The following is an 18,599-nucleotide window of genomic DNA, read 5'->3' on the forward strand; positions in this document are numbered from 1 at the left end:
GCCGGATGACGTCGTTTGGTGCAACGCCGACAGGCCGTGCAGCACGAGGCCGCGCCGGCACCGGTGTGGCCCGACGGCCGCTCACATACTCGAATGCATCGGGCGCGATTCCCGTGTACCGGGTGGTGGATGGAGGACGAGATGCTGGGCAGAAGATCCGTCAGGAGCCCGCGTACCCCCGCCGCGCCGGTGCCGGCGATGCCGTTCGCCGCCGCCGCGGTGGCGCTGCTCGTGCTGACCGGTTGTGGCGGCGAGCCGGTGGACGCGGCCACCCCGGAGCCCGACGGTTCGGCCACCTTCGGTCGGGACCGGGCCGCGCTGGTGCTCACCGCCTTCGACCAGGCCGACTCGGCCGCCTCGGTGGCCGGTGACGTCGAGGCGCTGCGGACCCAGGAGGTGTCGCCCTCGCTGGACCTGAGCATCGCCGCAGTCCGCCGGGCCGCCTACAACCAACGTCCGCAACCGTCGTTCCAGCACATCAACCCGGCGTTCGCGGTGCCGCCCGGCGACCCGGCCTGCTTCCTCGTCACGGCCACCCTCAGGCTGGCCGGCTCGGAGCTGGCGCCCACCGACGTCAGCCAGTTCGTGCTCGGTGCCGACGGCCAGTGGAAGCTCAGCCACAACGTCCAGGTCACCCAACCGTCGCTGGTGGTCGCCCGGAGCATCGACGGCCGGCCGGCCACGGAGGGCGGCACCGCCCTCGACGAGACCAGCCGGCGGGCCCTCGCCGCCGAGGTGTTCGCCCGCAGCATCGGGTCCACGACGAGCAATCGGTCCCTCGTCGCGTCGAGCCCGCTGCTCGACGGCCAGTTCGCCGGCGGTTGGGAGGTCTACGGGCAGCAGCTCGCCGGCGTCGGCGCGGCGGTGCAGCGGACGATGGACCGCGCGGAGTGGTCGGACTGCGCGGTCGCGGTGCCGACCGGCACGCTGACCTTCCTGACGATCCACGCCACCGACACGCTGCGCCCGGCACCCGGCGGCCCGGCCACCGTCCGGATGGTGCCGCAGAGCCCGGATCTGATCGCCACCGGTCACCGCGAGGACGTCAGCGGAAAGTCCATCCGGGTCACGCGGGTGGAGACCTTCCTGCTGCTCGTACCGGCGCAGGCCACCGGCACATCGGTGCTGGGGCTCAACGACACCGCGCTGACCGTCACCGCCAGCTGACCGGGCCGGAGGCGGCCGACGGCAGAAACCGGTGGCATCACTCGGGATCGGACGCCCCGGACCGCGACGATTGCAGCAGCGGTGATCGCCGGCGGAGCTGGCGGTCCAGCAGGCTCGGGAGGAACCATGTGGCGTCCGCGTTTCCGATCGGACTACGTACCGGTGCGGCTGCCCGACGGTCCGCTCGTGGTGCTGGGGGAGACCCGCAGCCTGCTCGTCGACGATCCGGTCGCCGCAGACCTGGCCGACCAGCTCGACGGCGCCGCGCCGCTGGCCGACGTGGTGGCCCGGCTGGCCACCCGGCATCCAGTCGCCGCCGTCGCCGCCGCCCTCGCCCGGCTGCGCGACCACGGCCTGCTGGTGTCCGGTCCGGCGCACACCTCGCCAGCCGAGGCCGCCGGCTGGGACGCCCGGGGTGTTCCGCCGGAGGCCGGGCAACGGTGGATGGCTGGAGGCCCGGTCACCATCGTGGACCTCGGCGCGCCCCGGGTGGCCGAGACCGCCGACGCGCTGCGGGCACTCGGGCTCGCCGTGACGGTGGTCGGGCCGGCGGGACCGGACCCCGACCCGGGCACCGCCCAGGTGCTCGTGCTGCCGTCGTCGATGCTCGACCCCCGGCTGGCCCTGATCAACGATCGTCACCTGGCGGCCGGCCGCGCGTGGACCCTGGCCCGGCCGCACGGCAACGTCGTCTTCCTCGGCCCGCACCTGGTGCCCGGCCGCACCGGCTGCTGGGTCTGCCTGCGGCAACGCTGGCAGGAGAACGAGCAGGTGAACGCCTTTCTCGGCGGGCAGGACCTGGCCGGTCCGCTGCCGCAGCCCGGCCGGGCGGTCCTGCCCGGACTGGCCACCATGGCCGCCGGACTGCTCGCCGCCGAACTCGCCGTGCTCGCCGTACGGGGAACGTCGCCCCGCCTCACCGGCCGGATGGTCGCCCTGGACACCCGGGACCTGAGCACGGAGAGCCACCAGCTGGTACGTCAGCCGCAGTGCCCCGCCTGCGGAGACCCGGACCTCGTCGGCAAGGCCGAGCCCCGGATCGACCTGCCACCGAGCGGCGCCCAGCCCAGCCGGGCCGAGGACTCCCGCACCCGGGAGCCCGCCGAGGCGTACGCCGCGCTCGCCCACCACGTCAGCCGGTACCTGGGCGTGGTGAGCCGGCTGACCCCGCTGGAGGCGACCGACAACGGCGTCACCCACACGTACTCGGCCGGGCACAACTTCGCCCAGCCCCGCCAGCTCGCCGCTCTGCGCCGCAACCTGCGTGGGCAGAGCGGCGGCAAGGGCCGGACCGACCTGCACGCCCGGATGAGCGCGATCGGGGAGGCGGTGGAGCGCTACTGCGGGGTGTGGCGCGGCGACCGCCCGGTGCACCGGGCGACCTACCAGCAGCTCGGCCCGGACCGCGCGGTGCACCTGCGGGAGTTGCTGCTGTTCTCGAAACGCCAGTACGCCGACCGGGAACGGCTCAACCGCGACCTGGGCCACCTGCACCGCGTTCCCCGCCCGCTGCCGGACGACGTGGAGCTGGACTGGACCACGGGCTGGTCGCTGACCCGCCAGACAGCGCGCGAGTTGCCCGCCGCGCACTGCTGGTACGGGCATCCGGAGCTGACCGGGCTCGGGGTGTGCTCGGCCGACTCGAACGGCTGCGCGGCCGGCGGCAACCTGTCCGAGGCGATCCTGCAGGGCTTCTGCGAACTCGTGGAGCGCGACAGCGTGGCCCTGTGGTGGTACCACCGCTCCCGGATGCCCGGGGTGGACCTCGCCTCGTTCGGTGACCCGTGGACCGCCGCCTGCGTCGACCACCACGCCACCGCCCTGGGCCGCGAGCTGTGGGCCCTCGACCTGACCGCCGACCTCGGCGTACCCACGTTCGCCGCGGTGTCCCGGCGGGCCGACGGAGGGCCGGAGGACGTCCTGGTCGGCTTCGGCGCGCACCTGGACGCGCGGGTCGCGCTGACCCGGGCGCTCACCGAGGTTAACCAGTTCCTGCCCGCCGTTCCCGGACCCACCTCCGCGCGCAACCGGTACGGCATCAACGATCCGGACACCGCGCGCTGGTTCGGCACGGTGCGGGTGGCCGACCAGCCGTGGCTGTCTCCGGACCCCACCCGGGCACCGAGCACCGCCGCGGACCACCCGGCGTCGACCACCGGCGATGTCGGGGGCGACGTGCGTCGGTGCGTACGCCGGGCGGAGCGGGCCGGCCTGGAGGTGATCGTCGTCGACCAGTCCCGTCCGGATGTCGACCTGGCGGTGGTGAAGGTCGTCGTGCCGGGCCTGCGGCACTTCTGGCGCCGGCTCGGTCCCGGCCGGCTGTGGGACGTGCCGGCCCGACTCGGCCGGGGCCCGCTGGCCGCCGACGAGGCGTCGGCCAATCCGCTGAACGTTTTCTTCTAGCGAGAGGTGCGCAGATGACCACCGTGGGGGACCCGGTCGGTCGGCGGTCGTCGTGAGCGGCTCCGTCGGCGGCCCGCCGATCCAGGATTCGTACCGGCTGCGCCGCGACGCGGAACTGCGGCTCGGCGAGGACGGCTCGCTGACCCTGCGGCAGACCCGCTTCCAGCTCACCCTGGAGCAACCGGGGATGGGCCGGCGGGCGCTGCTGCTGCGGCTCGCCGCCGACTGGGTCAGCGACGTCGAGGTCGGTCGACTGATCAGCGGCCTGGAGGGGGAGAGTCGGGTTCTGCCAGCGCAGTTGCTGCTGCGCAGGCTGCTCGCCCACTCCTGGCTGGAGCGTCGCGTGCAGGTCGACGACCGGGCGCTGCTCGACCTGGTGCCCACCGGCCTGGGTCGGGGCAGTCTGCCGGAGAGCCGCCCGCACACCCCGGGGGCCCGCTACCGGCTTTCCCGCTTCGCCACCCTCCAGCACGAACGGGCCATGCTGGTGGCCGCGTCACCGCTGAGCACCCTCGCCGTCGGCTGCGCCGACCCCGCCCTCGGCGCGGTGCTGGCCGCCGCCGTGCCGGGCGTCGGAGGAGACACGGTGGCCCGCACGCTCGGCGTGCCGCCGGAGGCCGCCGGCCGGGTGCTCGACGAGCTGGCCACCGCTCGGATCCTGGTCACCGACGCCGAGTTCGAGGCGGAGCGCGACGACGCGCCGCTGGCCTACTGGTCGCCGGAGGAACTGCGGCTGCACCACCGCTCCCGGGCCGGCCGGCACGCGCTGCCGGTGGGCGGCACCTACCGGATGCGGGAGCGCTTCGCCCCGCAACCGCTGCGCCGCCCGTACGACGGGGGCCGGACGATCGAGCTGCCGCTGCCGGACCTGGCGACGATCGCCAAGGCGGACCCCGCGTTCAGTCAGGTCGTCGCGGACCGGCGCAGCGTACGCGAACACGACGACACCGCGCCGCTGCCCCTGGAGCGGCTGGCGGAGTTCCTGCACCGGTCGCAGCACACCACCGCCGTCGGCGAGGCCGGCGGGCAGGAGGTCGGCCACCGGCCCTACCCGGGCGGCGGCGGGGTCTACGAGCTGGAGATCTACCCGTTGGTCGCGCGCTGCGCCGGGCTCGACCCCGGGCTCTACCACTACGACGCGGTCGGGCACCGGCTGGAGCCGGTCGCCGGCTGGGGAGCCGCCGCCGACCGGCTGCTGGCGTACGCCCGGGCGGCCGGCGCCATGGCCCGGCCGCCGCAGACGGTCCTGGTGGTCACCGCCCGGGTCCAGCGGCTGATGTGGAAGTACGAAGGGATGAGCTACGCCATGATTCTCAAGGACGCGGGTGTGCTGACCCAGCAGATGTATCTCGTCGCCACCGCCATGGGGCTGGCGCCGTGCGCCCTCGGCGCCGGGGACTCCCAGGCCTTCGCCGAGTTGTCCGGGCTCGATCCGCTGGTCGAACCGAGCGTGGCCGACTTCCTGCTCGGCTCCCGCTGCGCCGCCGGGGCGGGGGGTCAGCCATGAAGTTCCGGCGGCAGGCACTGCGCCAGTTGGAGGCGCCCGAGCAACTGGACCGGGCGGTCCGGCTGACCACCGTGCCGAACTGGCTGGCCACCACGGCGCTGGTCATCGTCGTGGTCGCCGCGGGTGTCTGGTCGGTGCGTACGGTGGTGCCCCGGACCGTCGAGGCGGCCGGGGTGCTGATCCATTCCAACGGGATCTCCGCCCTCGACGCGCTCGACAGCGGTCAGGTCACCAAGGTGTGGGCGTCACCGCACCAGCGGGTGACCAAGGGAACCCCCCTCTACAGCCTGCGCACGATGGACGGCAAGGTGCGGGTGGAGAACGCGCCGGGTGACGCGTACGTCGTGGCCTGGCTGGTCTCGGAGGGCGAGATCGTCACCCCGGGCACGCACCTGGCCGACCTGGAACGGCTCGACACCGCCGGGGACGCGTTGCAGGCCGTCGTCTACGCCCCCGCCGTCGCCGCGCCGCTGCTGCAACCCGGCGTACCCGTCGAGGTGGCCGCCGCGGCGGCACCGCGCAACGTGTTCGGCACGCTGGCCGGTCAGGTGACAATGGTCGGCGCCTTCCCGGAGACCGAGGCCTCGTTGCGGGCCTTCCTGGGCACCGGGCCGGACGTCCGGCGGCTGCTCGCCCGCGGCAGCGTGATCCGGGTGACGGTCGCCCTGGAGCCCGACCCGGCCGCCCCGGGTGGCCTGCGCTGGACCAAGTCCCCACCGCCGTTCCAGCTCAACTCGGCCAGCGAGGTCACCGCCTGGTTCACAGTGGACCAGGAGCACCCGATCGACTGGTTGCTGCGGCGATGAGCGCGCCACCGATCCCCGCCGCCGGCACACCGGAGCTGCCCCGGATTCGGCGTCGACGGGTCCGCACACCCACCCTGATCCAGATGGAGGCGGTGGAGTGCGGCGCCGCCGCACTCGGGATCCTGCTCGCCCACCACGGCCGGCACGTGCCCCTGGAGGAGTTGCGCCGGGTGTGCGGAGTGAGCCGGGACGGCTCCACCGCCGCCACCGTGCTCAAGGGCGCCCGCCGGTACGGGATGGTGGCCAAGGGTTTCCAGATGGACCTGACCGGCCTGGCCACCGTGGCGCTGCCGGCGGTGCTGTTCTGGCGGTTCGAGCACTTCGTGGTGCTGGAGGGCCTCGGCCGCAAGGTCTACATCAACGATCCGGCCACCGGCCCCCGCGCGGTGAGCTGGGAGGAGTTCGACGGCGCCTTCACCGGCATCGCGCTCACCATGGAGCCCGGCCCGGAGTTCCGGCCGGGCGGCACCCGTTACCGGATGGTCCGGGCGCTGGCGCAGCGGTGGCGCGGCCCCGGCTCGGCGATCGCGCAGATGCTGCTGCTCGGGCTGCTGATCGCCGTCGTCGGTCTGACCATCCCGGTGATGGCCAAGGTCTTCGTCGACCGGGTGCTGCTGCAGGAGGACCGGGCCGCGTTCGCCGGCCTGGTGGCGGCGGTGGCGGTGGCCACCGTGCTGACCTTCCTGGCCAGTCTGCTCCAGCAACACCTGACGGTACGCGCGGAGACGGCGCTCGCCCTGGCCAGCGCCGCCCGGTTCTTCCGACATCTGCTGCGGCTGCCGCCGACCTTCTTCGACCAGCGGCAGGCCGCCGACCTCAGCCAGCGGGTCCGCGGTAACGAGGTGGTCGCCGAGGTGCTCACCCGCCGGGCGGCCACCACCGTGGTGGACACCGGCCTGGTGCTGGCGTACGGGGTGCTGCTCTGCCAGTACGACCTGCTGCTCGGACTGTGCGCGGTGGTCCTCGCCGGGCTGAACGTCAGCGTGCTGCGCTACGTCGCCTCGACCCGGTCGACCGCCGTCGCCGGGCTCCAGGCGGACCGCAGCAAGTTGGTGACCACCGTGTACACCACGGTCCAGATGATCGAGACGGTGAAGGCCGGTGGCGAGGAGGAGCGCGCCGTGGCCCGGTTCGCGGCGCGCCACGCCACCGTCGCCACCCGTCAGCAGCGGCTGGGGGTGCCCACGGCGGTGCTCTCCGTCCTGCCGGCGTTCCTCGCCTCGGGGACTACCGCGGTGCTGCTGGGGTTGGGCAGCCGGCAGGTCATGGCGGAGGCGATGAGCGTCGGCGTGCTGGTCGGCATGCAGAGCCTGGCCGCCGCGATGAACCGGCCGCTGGGCAGCCTGACCGCGCTGGGCTCGCGGTTGCAGGACATGAGCGCCGACCTCAACCGGCTGCGCGACGTGGAGCAGTATCCGCTGCCGTCGGCCGGGGATCGACCTGCCCGACCGTTGACGCCGATGGAGGGGCACCTGCGCATCGAGGAGGTCACCTTCGGCTACAACCCGCTGGGCCGGCCACTGCTGGAGAACTTCAGCCTGGACCTGCCGCCGGGTGCCCGGGTGGCGCTCGTCGGCCGCTCGGGCAGTGGCAAGTCGACGGTGGGCCGGCTGGTCGCCGGGCTCTACCGTCCGTGGAACGGCCGGGTCACCGTGGACGGCGTCGAACGGCCGGGGACCGACGACGGGCTCTGGGCGGCCACCGTCGCCATCGTGGACCAGGACCAGCGGTTGTTCGAGGGGACGGTCCGGGACAACGTCACCATGTGGGACCTGACAGTCGCGGACGAGGACGTCGTCACCGCGCTGTCCGACGCGTGCCTCTACGACGAGGTCGCGGCCCGTCCGGGCGGCCTGGCCAGCCCGGTACGGGAGAACGCCCGCAACTTCTCCGGTGGCCAGCGGCAGCGGCTCGAGATCGCCCGCGCGCTCGTCCGCAACCCCCGGGTGCTGGTGCTCGACGAGGCCACCAGCGCGCTGGACGCCGAGACCGAACGCCGGATCGACCTGCACCTGCGTCGGCGGGGGGCGACCTGCCTCATCGTGGCCCACCGCCTGTCCACGGTCCGCGACTGCGACCTGATCGTCGTGCTGGACGGCGGTCGAGAGGTGGAGCGCGGCACCCACGAGCAACTGGTCGCCCGGGACGGGGCGTACGCGCGCCTGGTCCGGGACCACTGACCACGACGATCCGAGGAGACGCTGATGAGCGGCGCGGTGGAGGATCCCCAGGCCGGCGGCCTGATCGGCTTCTGCGCCGACGGCGTACGCCAGGTCTGCCGCCTGGACGGCCCGATGGCCGGCTGGCTGGTGACCGGCGGCGAGGCCGACCTGTTCGCGGTGCGCCGGGCCGGGTTGAGCCCGTCGCGTCGCCACCATGTGGCCCGGCTGCCCGAAGGTGGCCTGGTGCCGACGTCCACCGCGATCGGTGCGTGGCAGTTGATCCTGGTGCCGCTGCCCGGCACGGAGCTGCGCGGGCTGTCCCGGCGTCACCTGTCCCTGCTGGAGCGGCACGTCCGACTCGGCCGTCCGGCGGACGAGGGGCGGGCGCGGACCGCCGCGAGGGAGTTGGTCGCGGGGGTGGACCTGGTGCTGGTCACCATCGCCGACGCGCTGCGGCGGGGGCAGGCGCCCCGGGAGGCGTCCACGCTGCACGGGCGCGAGATCCTCTCGTTGGCGCAGGGGAGCGCCCTCACCTCCACCGGCGGCGCCTGGTGGCTGCGCAGTGCCGGCGGACAGTTGCGCCGCAACGACGGTGGCCCGGTGGAGATGTCGGGGGAGCGGGAGCTGCTGCTGGTCGCCGAACGGGACTGGGTGGTGGCCGAGTCGCCGTGCGCGGTGGAGAGCCACGGCAGCTGGGACCTGCTGGTCACCGGTGAGCTCCGGTCGGCGGTCGACCAGCACGTGGCCCGCCTGCTGCGGATGGTGGAGACCCGGATCGAGGAGGCCGACGCGGCCCTGCTGAGCGCCGTCGAGCGGCGCCGGCAGATCGACGCCGCGGTGCTGGCCGCGGCGGCCCGCCGGTCGATCGGGGTGATCGGCGCGGGCGGCGCGGTGCCGGTTCCGGACATCGAGGCCGGCTTCGACCGGTACGGGCGGGCGGCCTCGGTGGTCCGGGTGGTCACCGAGGGGATGGGCAGCCCGGTCAACGAGCCGGCGGACCGCAGCCGTGCGCCGCTGGACGACCGGGCGGCGGTGCACGCGGTGTCCCGGGCGTCCAGCCTGTTCCTGCGCGAGGTGCACCTGCCGGACCGGTGGTGGCGGCGGGATCTGGGGCCGCTGGTGGGGTGGCGGACCGGCGATGACCCGGAGCGCGCCGTCGCGGTGCCGCTGCTGTTCCGCCGAGGTCGCTACCACCACGTCGACCCGGACACCCGGGCGTACGGTTCGATCGACGCGACGGTGGCCGCGACGTTCGCCGCCGAGGCGACCCAGGTGCAGGCACCGCTACCGCCGACCGCGCGGATGCGCCACCTGCTGCGGGCCGGGCTTGTCGGTGCGGCCCGCGACGTGCGGGGCCTGCTGTTCGCCGCCGTCTGCGTGGCGCTGCTGGGCCTGGGCGTGCCGCTGGCCACCGGCGCGGTGCTCGGCCAGTTGGCCCGGCAGGGCGAGGTGCACGGCCTGTTCGGCTTCCTCGGGCTGCTGCTCAGCGCCGCGGTGGTCGCAGGGCTGGTCGGTGTGGTGCAGAACCTGCGGCTGCTGCGGCTGGACGGCCGGTTGCAGTCCGGCGCGCAGATGGCGATCTGGGACCGGCTCATGCGGCTGCCGGCCCGGTTCTTCACCGGTCGCAGCAGCGGTGAGATCGCCAACTCGATGTTGGGGATCTCGTTCGTCGGTGAGGCGCTGAGCGCGCTGCTGCCGCAGCTCGTCTCGGCGGGCGCGACAGTCGTGGTGACCGTCGGCATGCTGCTGGTGATCGAGCCCGTGCTCGGGTTGTGGGGGGCGGGGATCGTCGGCGTCACCATGCTGGCCTTCGGCGCGTTCGCCGTACTCATCGTCCGTCAGCAACGGTCCGCGCTGCCGGCCGAGCACCGGGCGGCGGCGATGACCAACCAGTTGCTCGGCGGCATCATCAAGATCAAGGTTGCGGCCGCCGAGGCGCGGGCCCACGCCCGCTGGTCCGAGGTGGCCGCGGTGGCACGGGCGGCGCTGCAACGGGTCCGGCAGAGCCAGGCGGGCCTGGTCGCCTTCGCCACCGTGCTGCCGGTCGCCGGTCAACTGGTCCTGTTCGCCGTGCTGATGGGGCCGCTCGCCGGCCGGGTCGCGCCGGCCGACTTCTTCGTTCTCAACGTCGGTTTCGCGATGCTGCTCGGCGCGCTGCTGGTGCTGGTGACGGCCGGGGTCGAGGTGATCGCGGCGGTGCCCCGGCTGGGCAGCCTGCGGGGCATCCTGCGCGCCGACCCCGAGGCGCGGCCGGACCGGGTGGACCCGGGCGAGTTGCGCGGCGAGGTCGCGCTGCACCGGCTCACCTTCGCCTACCAGCCGGACGAGCCGCCGGTGCTCGTCGACATCGACCTGCACGTCCGACCGGGTGAGTTCGTCGCCATCGTCGGGCCGAGTGGCTGCGGAAAGTCCACGCTGCTCCGGTTGCTGCTCGGCTTCGAACGCCAGCAGCAGGGCGCGGTGCTCTACGACGGCCAGGACCTCTCCGAACTCGACGTGCACGCGGTCCGCCGGCAGTGCGGGGTGGTCCTGCAGGACGGTCAGCTCTTCGCCGGCTCGGTACGGGACAACATCTGCGGCGCCGGCAGCTTCCCGCTGGACCAGGTCTGGGAGGCGGCGCGGATGGCCGGCCTCGCCGACGACCTGGAGGCGCTGCCGATGGGAATGAGCACGATGGTGCCGTTCGGCGGCGGGACGCTCTCCGTCGGGCAGCGCCAGCGCGTGCTGATCGCCCGAGCGCTGGCTCCCCGGCCCCGGATCATCTTCCTCGACGAGGCGACGAGCGCCCTGGACAACCGGACCCAGGAGGTGGTCACCCAAAGCACCGCGGCCCTGGCCGCGACCCGGGTGGTCATCGCCCACCGGCTGTCCACGGTCCGTGCGGCGGACACCATCGTGGTCCTGGAAGCGGGGCGGATCGTCCAGCGGGGCAGCTACGACGAGTTGATGGACCAACCCGAAGGGCTGTTCCACCGACTGGCGCGGCGGCAACTCGTGGAACAGCCGGATCGGTCCGACGCCGAGGTGGCGAGCCGGCAGCCGGACGGGCAACCCGCGACGAGCTGACGGTCCGGTCAGCCGTTGTCGATGGCCGTGCCGTCCTCCAGGCACACGTCGGCGTCGAGGTGGTTCTCCAGCAGCTCGGCGACGTGCGCCTCCGCCTGGTTCTCCACGGCGAGCCGGAACGCCTCGGTGAGCACGTTGACCACACCCTGGGTCAGCAGCAGGGTCTCCCGGTCGAGGTCGGCCCAGGACGACCGGGCGCCGCTGCGCACCAGCTCCGGCGCGAGGGCCAGCAGCCGGGCCGTGACGGCGGCGACCAGCTCGTCGGCTATCGGCCGGAGGCTGTCCAGCACCTCGCTGAGGGTCTGCAGTGCGGGCACCGTGCCCACCCGTACCCGATGCAGGTCCAGGGCGGCGCGCAGCGGGCGTGGCCGGACGGTCCGGACGGTGCCGTCGGCGGCGCGGCCGATCACGCCGTGCCGGGTCAGCGCGTGGGCCAACGCGGGACGGTCGGTGGCCAGGCGTTGCAGCATCGCGGTCAGGCCGTCCGGCGCCTCGTCACTGGCCCGGACCCCGAGCATCGCCTCGATGGAGACCAGGTTGAAGCCCTGCCGTTGCAGGGCGAGGATCGCGTCCAGCCGGCGGACGTGGGAGTCGTCGTAGAGCGCGGCCCGGCCGTGTCGCACTGGCGGGGGCAGCAGCCGCCGGGCCTGGTGTGCGCGGATGTTGCGTGCTGACATCCCGACCTTGCGAGCGAGTTCCTCCACGCTGTACCCGACCGGGCCGCCGGACGTCGTCGTCACCTCGTCGATGGTCACGGTGGCCTCCGGCAGCACTCGGTGACGGAACCTGGCACCCCGTCGAACCGCTGTCACGGTGGGCGGGCCGACGATCGCAGCGTATGTGCGGGCACCGGGCGGGTAACAGGCGAGGAATTACTACTTGTCTATGGCGACAACGGTCATTAGAATCGCGCTCCGCCGTCGGCTGCTGATTCCCAATTACCCGGCTTTCGCCGCAGCGCGACCTTTTCGCGGCCGCATTCGATGAAATTCCCACTCGTTGGGCAAACCGGATCGGCCGGTGGCCCACGATGAAGCGAAACCGGCGGCTCGGGGAACCTCCCGCGCTGCCTGTCGCCGCCCCGGTGTCGCCGCCGGTGGCCGACCATCGAAGGGAGCAGGGGTATGACGCCTATCGATCGAGCGGTGTTCGTGGCCGCGTACAGCCGACTCGTTGCCGACGTCTGGGCCGACCCGGTCAAGGAGCAGGCGCTCGACCGGGACCCGCGGGGTTTCCTCGCCGGCTACGGCCTTCAACTGCCCGAGGACGTGCAGGTCCGGGTGGTCCGGGACGTCGCCGACGCCGATCCCGACCTTGAGGTGCAGGTCGAGTCGTGGGAGCAGGCGGGGACCACCGGCGCCTTCGTGCTCTTCGTGCCGTCGCTGCTGCCGGTGGCCCAGGCGGAGTTGGCCGAGGACGAGCTGGACAGCGTCGTCGCCGGCCTGGACTCCAGCTGTGCCTGCTGCTGCCCGTGCTGCTGCACCTGACACCGATGTCTGCCGCCCGCCGGCCGCTGCGGCAGAAACTGATGGCAGTCAGAGGAAATCCTTGATTGCCGAACCTCGATCTTTCTAGCGTTCTCCCCACGGCAATTAACCGCTTCTCCGCAGCGATCCCGAGGAAAGGACCGAACGATGAGCAACGACGGACAGGAATATGGCGCGAGGTTCGTCACCAAGTACTCGGAACTGGTCACCGCGGTGTGGCGCAGCGACGAGGAACTGCAACGCCTCCTCGCCGACCCGACCGGGTACGCGACGGCGGCGGGCCTGCCGGTCGCAGCCGGCGCCACGGTCGAGGTCGACCGCGCCCAGCCCGCCACGCTCTACACCAAGGAGGAGATCGTCAACGACTGGGCCGGCACGCCCGGCCGGCACGTGCTGCACGTGCCCGAGGTGCCGCTGGTCGACCTCAACGAGCTGACCGAGGCCGAGCTGGAGACGGTCGCCGGTGGCGTGGCCCCGGTCGCCGACAACAACGTCAACATCATCGCCGTCCTCATCCTCTGAGATTCCCACCCCCACCGGGAGCCTCGATGACTGACATGACCGAGACCATCGCGTTCCGATCCGGCACCTACCGGACGGCCACCGTGGAGCAGACCTGGGAACGGGTCGGTGGCATGCTCGACCGGTTCCGGATCACCCGGGTCGCCGACATCACCCGGCTCGACGAGATCGGCCTACCGGTGCACGTCGCCTACCGGCCGGTCGGAGCCACCATGGCGGTGAGCGTCGGCACCGGCGCCACGGCGACGCAGTCCCGGGTCAGCGCGGTGATGGAGAGCATCGAGTCCTGGCATGCCGAGAACCTCCGGCCGGGGACCGTCGTCCGGTCCCCGGCCGAGGCGCTCGACCTTCCGTACGACGTCCGGTGGTTGCACCTGGCGGAGCGGTCACCCCTGACCCCTGCCGTCGAGCTCGACTGGGTGGCCGGCCGTGGCCTGGTGACCGGTGCGCGTTACCTGGTGCCCCGCGCCACCATCGAACTCGACTTCACCGTCCGGCGTGGTTGGGACCGCGCCCTGTTCACCCCCAGCAGCAACGGGCTGGCCACCGGGAACACCTTCGCCGAGGCCAGCCTGCACGCCCTGCTGGAGGTCGTCGAGCGCGACTGCATCGCCCCGTACTGCACCTCGCAGTTGGACGAGCGCACCTACACCGACCCGGGCACCGCCACGAACGCGATGACCCGCACCGTGCACGACGCGCTGGTGCGCGCCGGCTGCTGGGTGGAGGTCTGCGACATCACCAACGCGGTGGGCGTGCCCTGCTATGCCGCCTCGATCTGGTCGGAGGACCTGCCGGTCACCTTCGGCGGCTTCGGCTGCCACGTGGACCCGGAGATCGCCGTCGGTCGGGCCATGTCGGAGGCCGCCCAGTCGCGGCTGGTCATGGTCTCCGGGGCGCGGGACGACATCGACGCCACCGCGTACCACGACGTCGGCGCCCCGCCGGTCCCACCTCCCACCGTCGACCGGCCCGTCCGGCCGGTCCGTCGGGACCAACCGCCCGCGGGGGACGTGACCCAGGTGCTGCGCGAGCTGGCGTCGCGGGTGCAGCGGATCACCGGCGTCGAGCCGTTCAGCGTCGACCTGACGCACGACGACATCGGCATTCCGGTGAGCAAGGTGTTCGCCCCCGGCCTGCGGATGTTCGACGAGCGGGCCCTGAGTACCCGACCAGGAGTGCCCCGTGACTGACGTCGTCTTCATCGGTCCGAGCCTGCCGGCCGACGAGGTCGGTCGGCTGTTGCCCGACGCGGTGGTCCTGCCGCCTGTCGCGCACGGCGACCTGCTCCGCCTGGACGTCGCACCCGGCGACCGGGTCCTCGTCGTCGACGGGTTCTTCCTGCAACACCCGCCGGTCCGCCACCGGGAGATCCTCGACCTGCTCGACCGTGGGGTGACCGTGGCCGGCGCCGCCAGCATGGGCGCCCTGCGGGCCGCCGAGCTGTGGCCGTTCGGGATGCGCGGCGTGGGCGAGGTGTTCCAGCTCTACCGCGACGGCATCGTCACCGGCGACGACGAGGTGGCGGTGGTGCACGGGCCCGCCGAGGACGGCCATCGTCCGTTGAGCGAGCCGCTGGTGAACATCCGCGTCGCGCTGCGCCGCGCCGTCGCCGCCGGTGTGCTCAGCGACGCCGAGGCCGCGCTGCTGCTGGACATCGGCCGTGACCTGCCCTTCCGGCGGCGGTCGTACCGCGCGCTGGAGCGCACCGCGCCACCCGAGGCCGCGGCCGTGGTGGACCGGTTCCTGACCTGGCACCGGCGAGACCCCGCCGACGCCAAGAGCGCCGACGCGCGGCTGCTGCTGTCACTCGCGGCGGACGACGCGCCCGAGCTGTGCCCGGCGCACGACGGCGACCAGCCGATCGACAACCTGCACACCCGATTCCTCGACAGTTGGCGATCGCGGTTCGCCGGGGCGTCGGTCGGCGGGCACTGGGTCAGCGACCGGGAGGCCGCGGCGGTGCTGATGCTGCTGCACCCCGAGGAGCCGACCTGGCACCGACGGGGGGTGCTGGCCGGGCTGGCCGGCGTCGACATCGCCGACCCGACAGTCGAGGAGCGCGCCCGCGAGGTGGCCCGTGAGCGAGGGCTGACCGCCGGGGCGCCGGGCGGGTGGGACTGGCTGACCGACCGGGAACGGAGCCTCGACGACCGCGAGGCGGTGCTGCGGGTGGTGGTGCGGGCGTTCGGCACCACGCCGTACCGCAGCCTGGCGCTGTGGATGGTCGCGGCGCCGCTGCGTACCCCCGCGATGCTCGCCGCAGCCCGGCAGGTCGCGGCGACCGCGGCGTCGCTGAACGAGACAGTCGTCCCACGTACGACCGGGCACCGCCGCCCGGGTGGTCGGCTGCACTTCCGTACCGAGGTCATCGACGCGTGCTTCGCCAGGCTGTGGGGCTGCGACGCCGACGGGCTGGAAGCGGCGGCGTGGGACCGGGGCTTCGTCGACCTGGCGGCGTTCCGGTACGCCGCCGAACCGCTTGTGGCATACGTGAAGGCGTTCGGCGCTCCGCGGCTGCCGGAGGTGGCGCGACGCGCGCAGGAGGACACCCTGGCCGGTTCCGTGGCCCGGGTCGGCTGAGGAGGCGTCGATGAGCGGCACGGTGAACGCGGCACTGATCTACCCCCCGCTGACCGATCCCACCTCGGGATACCACTCCCTGAACTACCTCGACTCGTACGCCCGGGCGCAGGGGCACCGGCCGGCGGAGATCATCGACGCCAACATTGAGGCGTTCCACCACTCCTACACACCGTCGGCGTACGAGTGGCTGCTGCGGGAGCGGTCCCGGCTCTCGATCGACGACCTCAGCGGCCCGGACGCGCTGATGGCCCGGGCGAATCAGCTCGGCCTGCCCGACCCCGATCCGGAGCGGCTGCGCCGGTCGATCGGGGTGTTGCAGGATCCGACCCTGTTCTACGACTACCGGCACTACCAGGACGCCGTCGAGGGTGTGATCTCCTGGATGGACGCGCTCGGCGCGGTCGGGTTCCCCGGCCAGTTCCGCGCGGGCTTCCGACTCCACCCGCCGCCGATGATCTCGATCGGCTCGGTGGCCGCGCTGACCGACGAGGCGCTGCTCGGCCGGCTCAACCGGCCCTTCCAGCCGTACTACGAGGACGTGCTGATCCCGCGACTGGCCGCTGGCGGGCACCAGGTGATCGGGATCAGCGCCACCTATCAGTGGCAGCTTCCGTTCGCGCTCTGGATCGCCCGACTCGTGCGGCGGGCCTGCCCGGACGTCTTCCTCATCGCGGGTGGCACGGAGATCTCCGACGTCTGGAAGTGCGCCAGCAAACCCGAGTACGTCTTCCAGGTGCTTGCCGACTTCGACGCGATCGTGGTCGGCGAGGGGGAGAGCGCGTACACGGAAATCCTGGACGCGGTGGCGGCCGGCACCCTACCGGCCGGGCACCCCAACGTCCGCCTGCACCCGAAGTACGGCCGGCAGCGCCAACTGCCGCTGCGCTACGAACGCCTGGCGCAGATGCCCGTCCCGGACTTCTCCGGCCTGCCCTGGGACCTCTACCTCAGCCCGGAGCGATTCGTCTACTACTCGCCGACCCGAGGCTGCTACTGGAACAAGTGCACGTTCTGCGACTACGGACTGAACACCGACGGCCCCACCAGCCCGTGGCGGCAGGACACGGTGGACAAGATGATCACCGATGTCACCGAGCTGTCGAAGTTCGCCAAGTTCATCTACTTCTCGGTGGACGTGCTCGCTCCCGCGACCATCCTGCGCTTCGCCGAACAGGCCGTCGAGCGGGGGCTGGACTTCCGCTGGGGTGCGGAGATCCGGCTGGAGAAGTACTGGTCGGACGAGCGCTGCGAGCTGCTGCGGCGCAGCGGCTGTGTCGCCATCTCGGTCGGCTTCGAGTCCGGCAACCAGCGCATCCTCGACCTGATCGACAAGGGCACCAAGCCGGAGCAGGTACGGCGCACCATGACCGCGATGACCAAGGCCAACATCGGTGTGCAGATGATGGGCTTCACCGGGTTTCCCACCGAGACCCGCGAGGAGGCGCTGGACAGCATCACGTTCCTGCGCGACAACCCGGACCTGTGGACCCTCGGCGGGCTCGGCGACTTCATGCTGACCCCGGGCGCCATCGTCGCCAAGGAGCCGGAGCGGTTCGGCATCACCAACGTGCGGCCGGTGGAGGGCTCGGACATCGTCCGGATGCTCCGGTACGACGAGCCGGTGACCGAGGCGGCGCAGGAGGAGGTCGCCCAGGCCAAGGCCGGCCTCAACCCTGGGCACTTCCACCGTCCGTGGCTGGGCAGCACCGACACCCCGCACACGTTCTTCTACCACGACCGGTACGGCACCGCCGTGCGCGGCGTGCTCGCCCACGACCGGGTCCGGCACGACACCGACGACCAGACCGAGTTCCTCGCCAACGGCTCCTTCGTGGACCACGACGACGAGCGGGTCCGCGACGCGTACCGGCGGATCCGGTCGGATGAGCAGGACGGCGTCCCCGGCGACCTGCCGGCGGACCGGAACCTGTTCCGTCGGGCCGACGGCCAGGTGTTCGCGCTCAACCGCAGCAGCCGGCTGATCCTGGAACTCTTCACCGCGCCGCTCACCCTCGCCGAGGCGCAGAGTCGGCTCTGGATGGTCGAACCGACGGTCGCCGAGCGGGTCTGGCGGACCTTCATCGGAGAGCGGCTGATCCGCCGGCATCGCCCCCCGGCCCCGGCCGAGCCGACGCGGTGACCCGAGCGGGCGCGGCGGCCAGATCTGACACGTGCGAGCGTCCCGACCGGCCGTGCCGGTCGGGACGCCTGCCGATCAGGCGGTGACAGCGATCACCAGCTTGCCGGTGGTGTGACCGGTCTCGACGGCCGCCAGCGCCTCCGCGCTCTGGTCGAAGGTGAACGTACGCGTGATCTGCGGGTCGATGGTGCCGTCCACCATCAGCGCGGCGACCGCTTCGAGCGACGCTCTGCCGAGGCGGCGGGTCAGGTACTCGCCGCCCAGTTCGCTCACGATGCTGTCCGCGGCTGACAGCAACTGCTTGGCATCCTTCACCAGCCCGGCGATCGCGCGCAGAGAGTCGCCGCCGACGAGGTCGATCACGCCGTCGACGCCGGAGGGGGCGAGCTCGCGCACCTGCGCGGGCACATCGCCGGCGCCGACCGCGAGCACGTCGCCAGCGGCCTCCATCCCCATCACCTGCGGGAATGGCACGTGCCCATTCAGCATCCGGACAGCTCCGGATCGGAGCAGGTGGTCGAGGCGTGCCACCCCGGCGGCCCGGACCTTGACGAGGATCTCACCGTCGCCGGGCTGCGGGTCGGGCCGATCAAAGTACAACTGGACCTCGGGGCCACCGAAGGCACGGTATCCAAATGCGCGGCTCATAGTAACGCGGCTCACACATCCGGGTGGTGGCTTGGGCACCGGCTACCGTGCTTGCTGACGGTGACGTCAGGGGTAGGAACACCCGACGTGGTGTGACGCGAAGGA

General features: G+C 72.8%; 13 protein-coding genes. 11 read left to right on the top strand and 2 right to left on the bottom strand.

All coding sequences use genetic code 11. The annotated features are described in order from the left end of the window. The first annotated feature begins 129 nt into the window (after positions 1-129). From ABZ780_RS01580 to ABZ780_RS01605, 6 genes are all read left to right on the top strand, one after another. On the top strand, positions 130-1,167 hold the full coding sequence (locus ABZ780_RS01580) for a hypothetical protein (RefSeq protein ID WP_357483053.1): 1,038 nt from the start codon (positions 130-132) through the stop codon (positions 1,165-1,167). Positions 1,168-1,293: 126 nt separating this feature from the next. Further along, entirely contained in the window at positions 1,294-3,570 is a 2,277-nt protein-coding gene (locus ABZ780_RS01585) for a TOMM precursor leader peptide-binding protein (protein WP_357483056.1), read from the top strand. Between the two features lie 52 nt (positions 3,571-3,622). After that, positions 3,623-5,077 carry a SagB family peptide dehydrogenase gene (locus ABZ780_RS01590; RefSeq protein WP_357483059.1) on the top strand — a complete coding sequence of 485 codons (1,455 nt, stop codon included), beginning with the start codon at positions 3,623-3,625 and terminating at the stop codon, positions 5,075-5,077. Then, positions 5,074-5,883 (top strand): hypothetical protein, encoded by an 810-nt coding sequence (locus tag ABZ780_RS01595; protein WP_356999121.1) that lies wholly within the window; start codon positions 5,074-5,076, stop codon positions 5,881-5,883. Before ABZ780_RS01590 ends, ABZ780_RS01595 begins: the two co-directional genes overlap by 4 nt. Then, complete coding sequence (locus ABZ780_RS01600) at positions 5,880-8,063, top strand: NHLP family bacteriocin export ABC transporter peptidase/permease/ATPase subunit (RefSeq protein WP_357483063.1); 2,184 nt, start codon at positions 5,880-5,882, stop codon at positions 8,061-8,063. The genes ABZ780_RS01595 and ABZ780_RS01600 overlap by 4 nt, the downstream gene beginning before the upstream one ends. Before the next feature lie 24 nt (positions 8,064-8,087). Then, complete coding sequence (locus ABZ780_RS01605; RefSeq protein ID WP_357483065.1) at positions 8,088-11,111, top strand: ATP-binding cassette domain-containing protein; 3,024 nt, start codon at positions 8,088-8,090, stop codon at positions 11,109-11,111. Positions 11,112-11,119: 8 nt separating this feature from the next. Here ABZ780_RS01605 and ABZ780_RS01610 read toward each other — a convergent pair whose 3' ends face one another. Further along, positions 11,120-11,866 (bottom strand): MerR family transcriptional regulator, encoded by a 747-nt coding sequence (locus ABZ780_RS01610; RefSeq protein ID WP_356999129.1) that lies wholly within the window; start codon positions 11,864-11,866, stop codon positions 11,120-11,122. A 369-nt stretch (positions 11,867-12,235) separates the two neighbouring features. Between ABZ780_RS01610 and ABZ780_RS01615 the strand changes: the two genes are divergently transcribed. The 5 genes from ABZ780_RS01615 to ABZ780_RS01635 all read left to right on the top strand — a co-directional run bounded on the left by ABZ780_RS01615 (position 12,236) and on the right by ABZ780_RS01635 (position 17,846). Beyond that, the gene (locus ABZ780_RS01615) at positions 12,236-12,598 is read left to right on the top strand and encodes a hypothetical protein (protein WP_356999132.1); all 363 of its coding nucleotides are present in this window, start codon (positions 12,236-12,238) and stop codon (positions 12,596-12,598) included. A 147-nt stretch (positions 12,599-12,745) separates the two neighbouring features. Beyond that, complete coding sequence (locus ABZ780_RS01620; RefSeq protein WP_356999134.1) at positions 12,746-13,120, top strand: hypothetical protein; 375 nt, start codon at positions 12,746-12,748, stop codon at positions 13,118-13,120. 26 nt (positions 13,121-13,146) lie between these two features. Beyond that, on the top strand, positions 13,147-14,313 hold the full coding sequence (locus tag ABZ780_RS01625) for a YcaO-like family protein (protein ID WP_356999136.1): 1,167 nt from the start codon (positions 13,147-13,149) through the stop codon (positions 14,311-14,313). Next, the gene (locus ABZ780_RS01630) at positions 14,306-15,703 is read left to right on the top strand and encodes a TfuA-like protein (protein ID WP_356999138.1); all 1,398 of its coding nucleotides are present in this window, start codon (positions 14,306-14,308) and stop codon (positions 15,701-15,703) included. The genes ABZ780_RS01625 and ABZ780_RS01630 overlap by 8 nt, the downstream gene beginning before the upstream one ends. Positions 15,704-15,713: 10 nt before the next feature. Further along, positions 15,714-17,846: a radical SAM protein gene (locus ABZ780_RS01635; RefSeq protein ID WP_357483068.1), complete on the top strand. Its 2,133-nt coding sequence runs from the start codon at positions 15,714-15,716 to the stop codon at positions 17,844-17,846. 75 nt (positions 17,847-17,921) lie between these two features. Here the strand turns inward: ABZ780_RS01635 and ABZ780_RS01640 are convergent, their stop codons facing one another. Next, complete coding sequence (locus ABZ780_RS01640; RefSeq protein WP_356999142.1) at positions 17,922-18,494, bottom strand: zinc-binding dehydrogenase; 573 nt, start codon at positions 18,492-18,494, stop codon at positions 17,922-17,924. Between the last annotated feature and the right edge of the window lie 105 nt (positions 18,495-18,599).

The organism is Micromonospora sp. NPDC047467, from assembly GCF_040643095.1.
GTDB lineage: Bacteria > Actinomycetota > Actinomycetes > Mycobacteriales > Micromonosporaceae > Micromonospora.

What these genes read in the sequence shown, in the direction of transcription:
- ABZ780_RS01620 (WP_356999134.1), top strand. Translation starts at nt 12,746, where the DNA reads ATGAGCAACGACGGACAGGAATATGGCGCGAGGTTCGTCACCAAGTAC.
- ABZ780_RS01635 (WP_357483068.1), top strand. Translation starts at nt 15,714, where the DNA reads ATGAGCGGCACGGTGAACGCGGCACTGATCTACCCCCCGCTGACCGAT.
- ABZ780_RS01640 (WP_356999142.1), bottom strand. Translation starts at nt 18,494, where the DNA reads ATGAGCCGCGCATTTGGATACCGTGCCTTCGGTGGCCCCGAGGTCCAG.
- ABZ780_RS01580 (WP_357483053.1), top strand. Translation starts at nt 130, where the DNA reads ATGGAGGACGAGATGCTGGGCAGAAGATCCGTCAGGAGCCCGCGTACC.
- ABZ780_RS01600 (WP_357483063.1), top strand. Translation starts at nt 5,880, where the DNA reads ATGAGCGCGCCACCGATCCCCGCCGCCGGCACACCGGAGCTGCCCCGG.
- ABZ780_RS01595 (WP_356999121.1), top strand. Translation starts at nt 5,074, where the DNA reads ATGAAGTTCCGGCGGCAGGCACTGCGCCAGTTGGAGGCGCCCGAGCAA.
- ABZ780_RS01615 (WP_356999132.1), top strand. Translation starts at nt 12,236, where the DNA reads ATGACGCCTATCGATCGAGCGGTGTTCGTGGCCGCGTACAGCCGACTC.
- ABZ780_RS01605 (WP_357483065.1), top strand. Translation starts at nt 8,088, where the DNA reads ATGAGCGGCGCGGTGGAGGATCCCCAGGCCGGCGGCCTGATCGGCTTC.
- ABZ780_RS01625 (WP_356999136.1), top strand. Translation starts at nt 13,147, where the DNA reads ATGACTGACATGACCGAGACCATCGCGTTCCGATCCGGCACCTACCGG.
- ABZ780_RS01585 (WP_357483056.1), top strand. Translation starts at nt 1,294, where the DNA reads ATGTGGCGTCCGCGTTTCCGATCGGACTACGTACCGGTGCGGCTGCCC.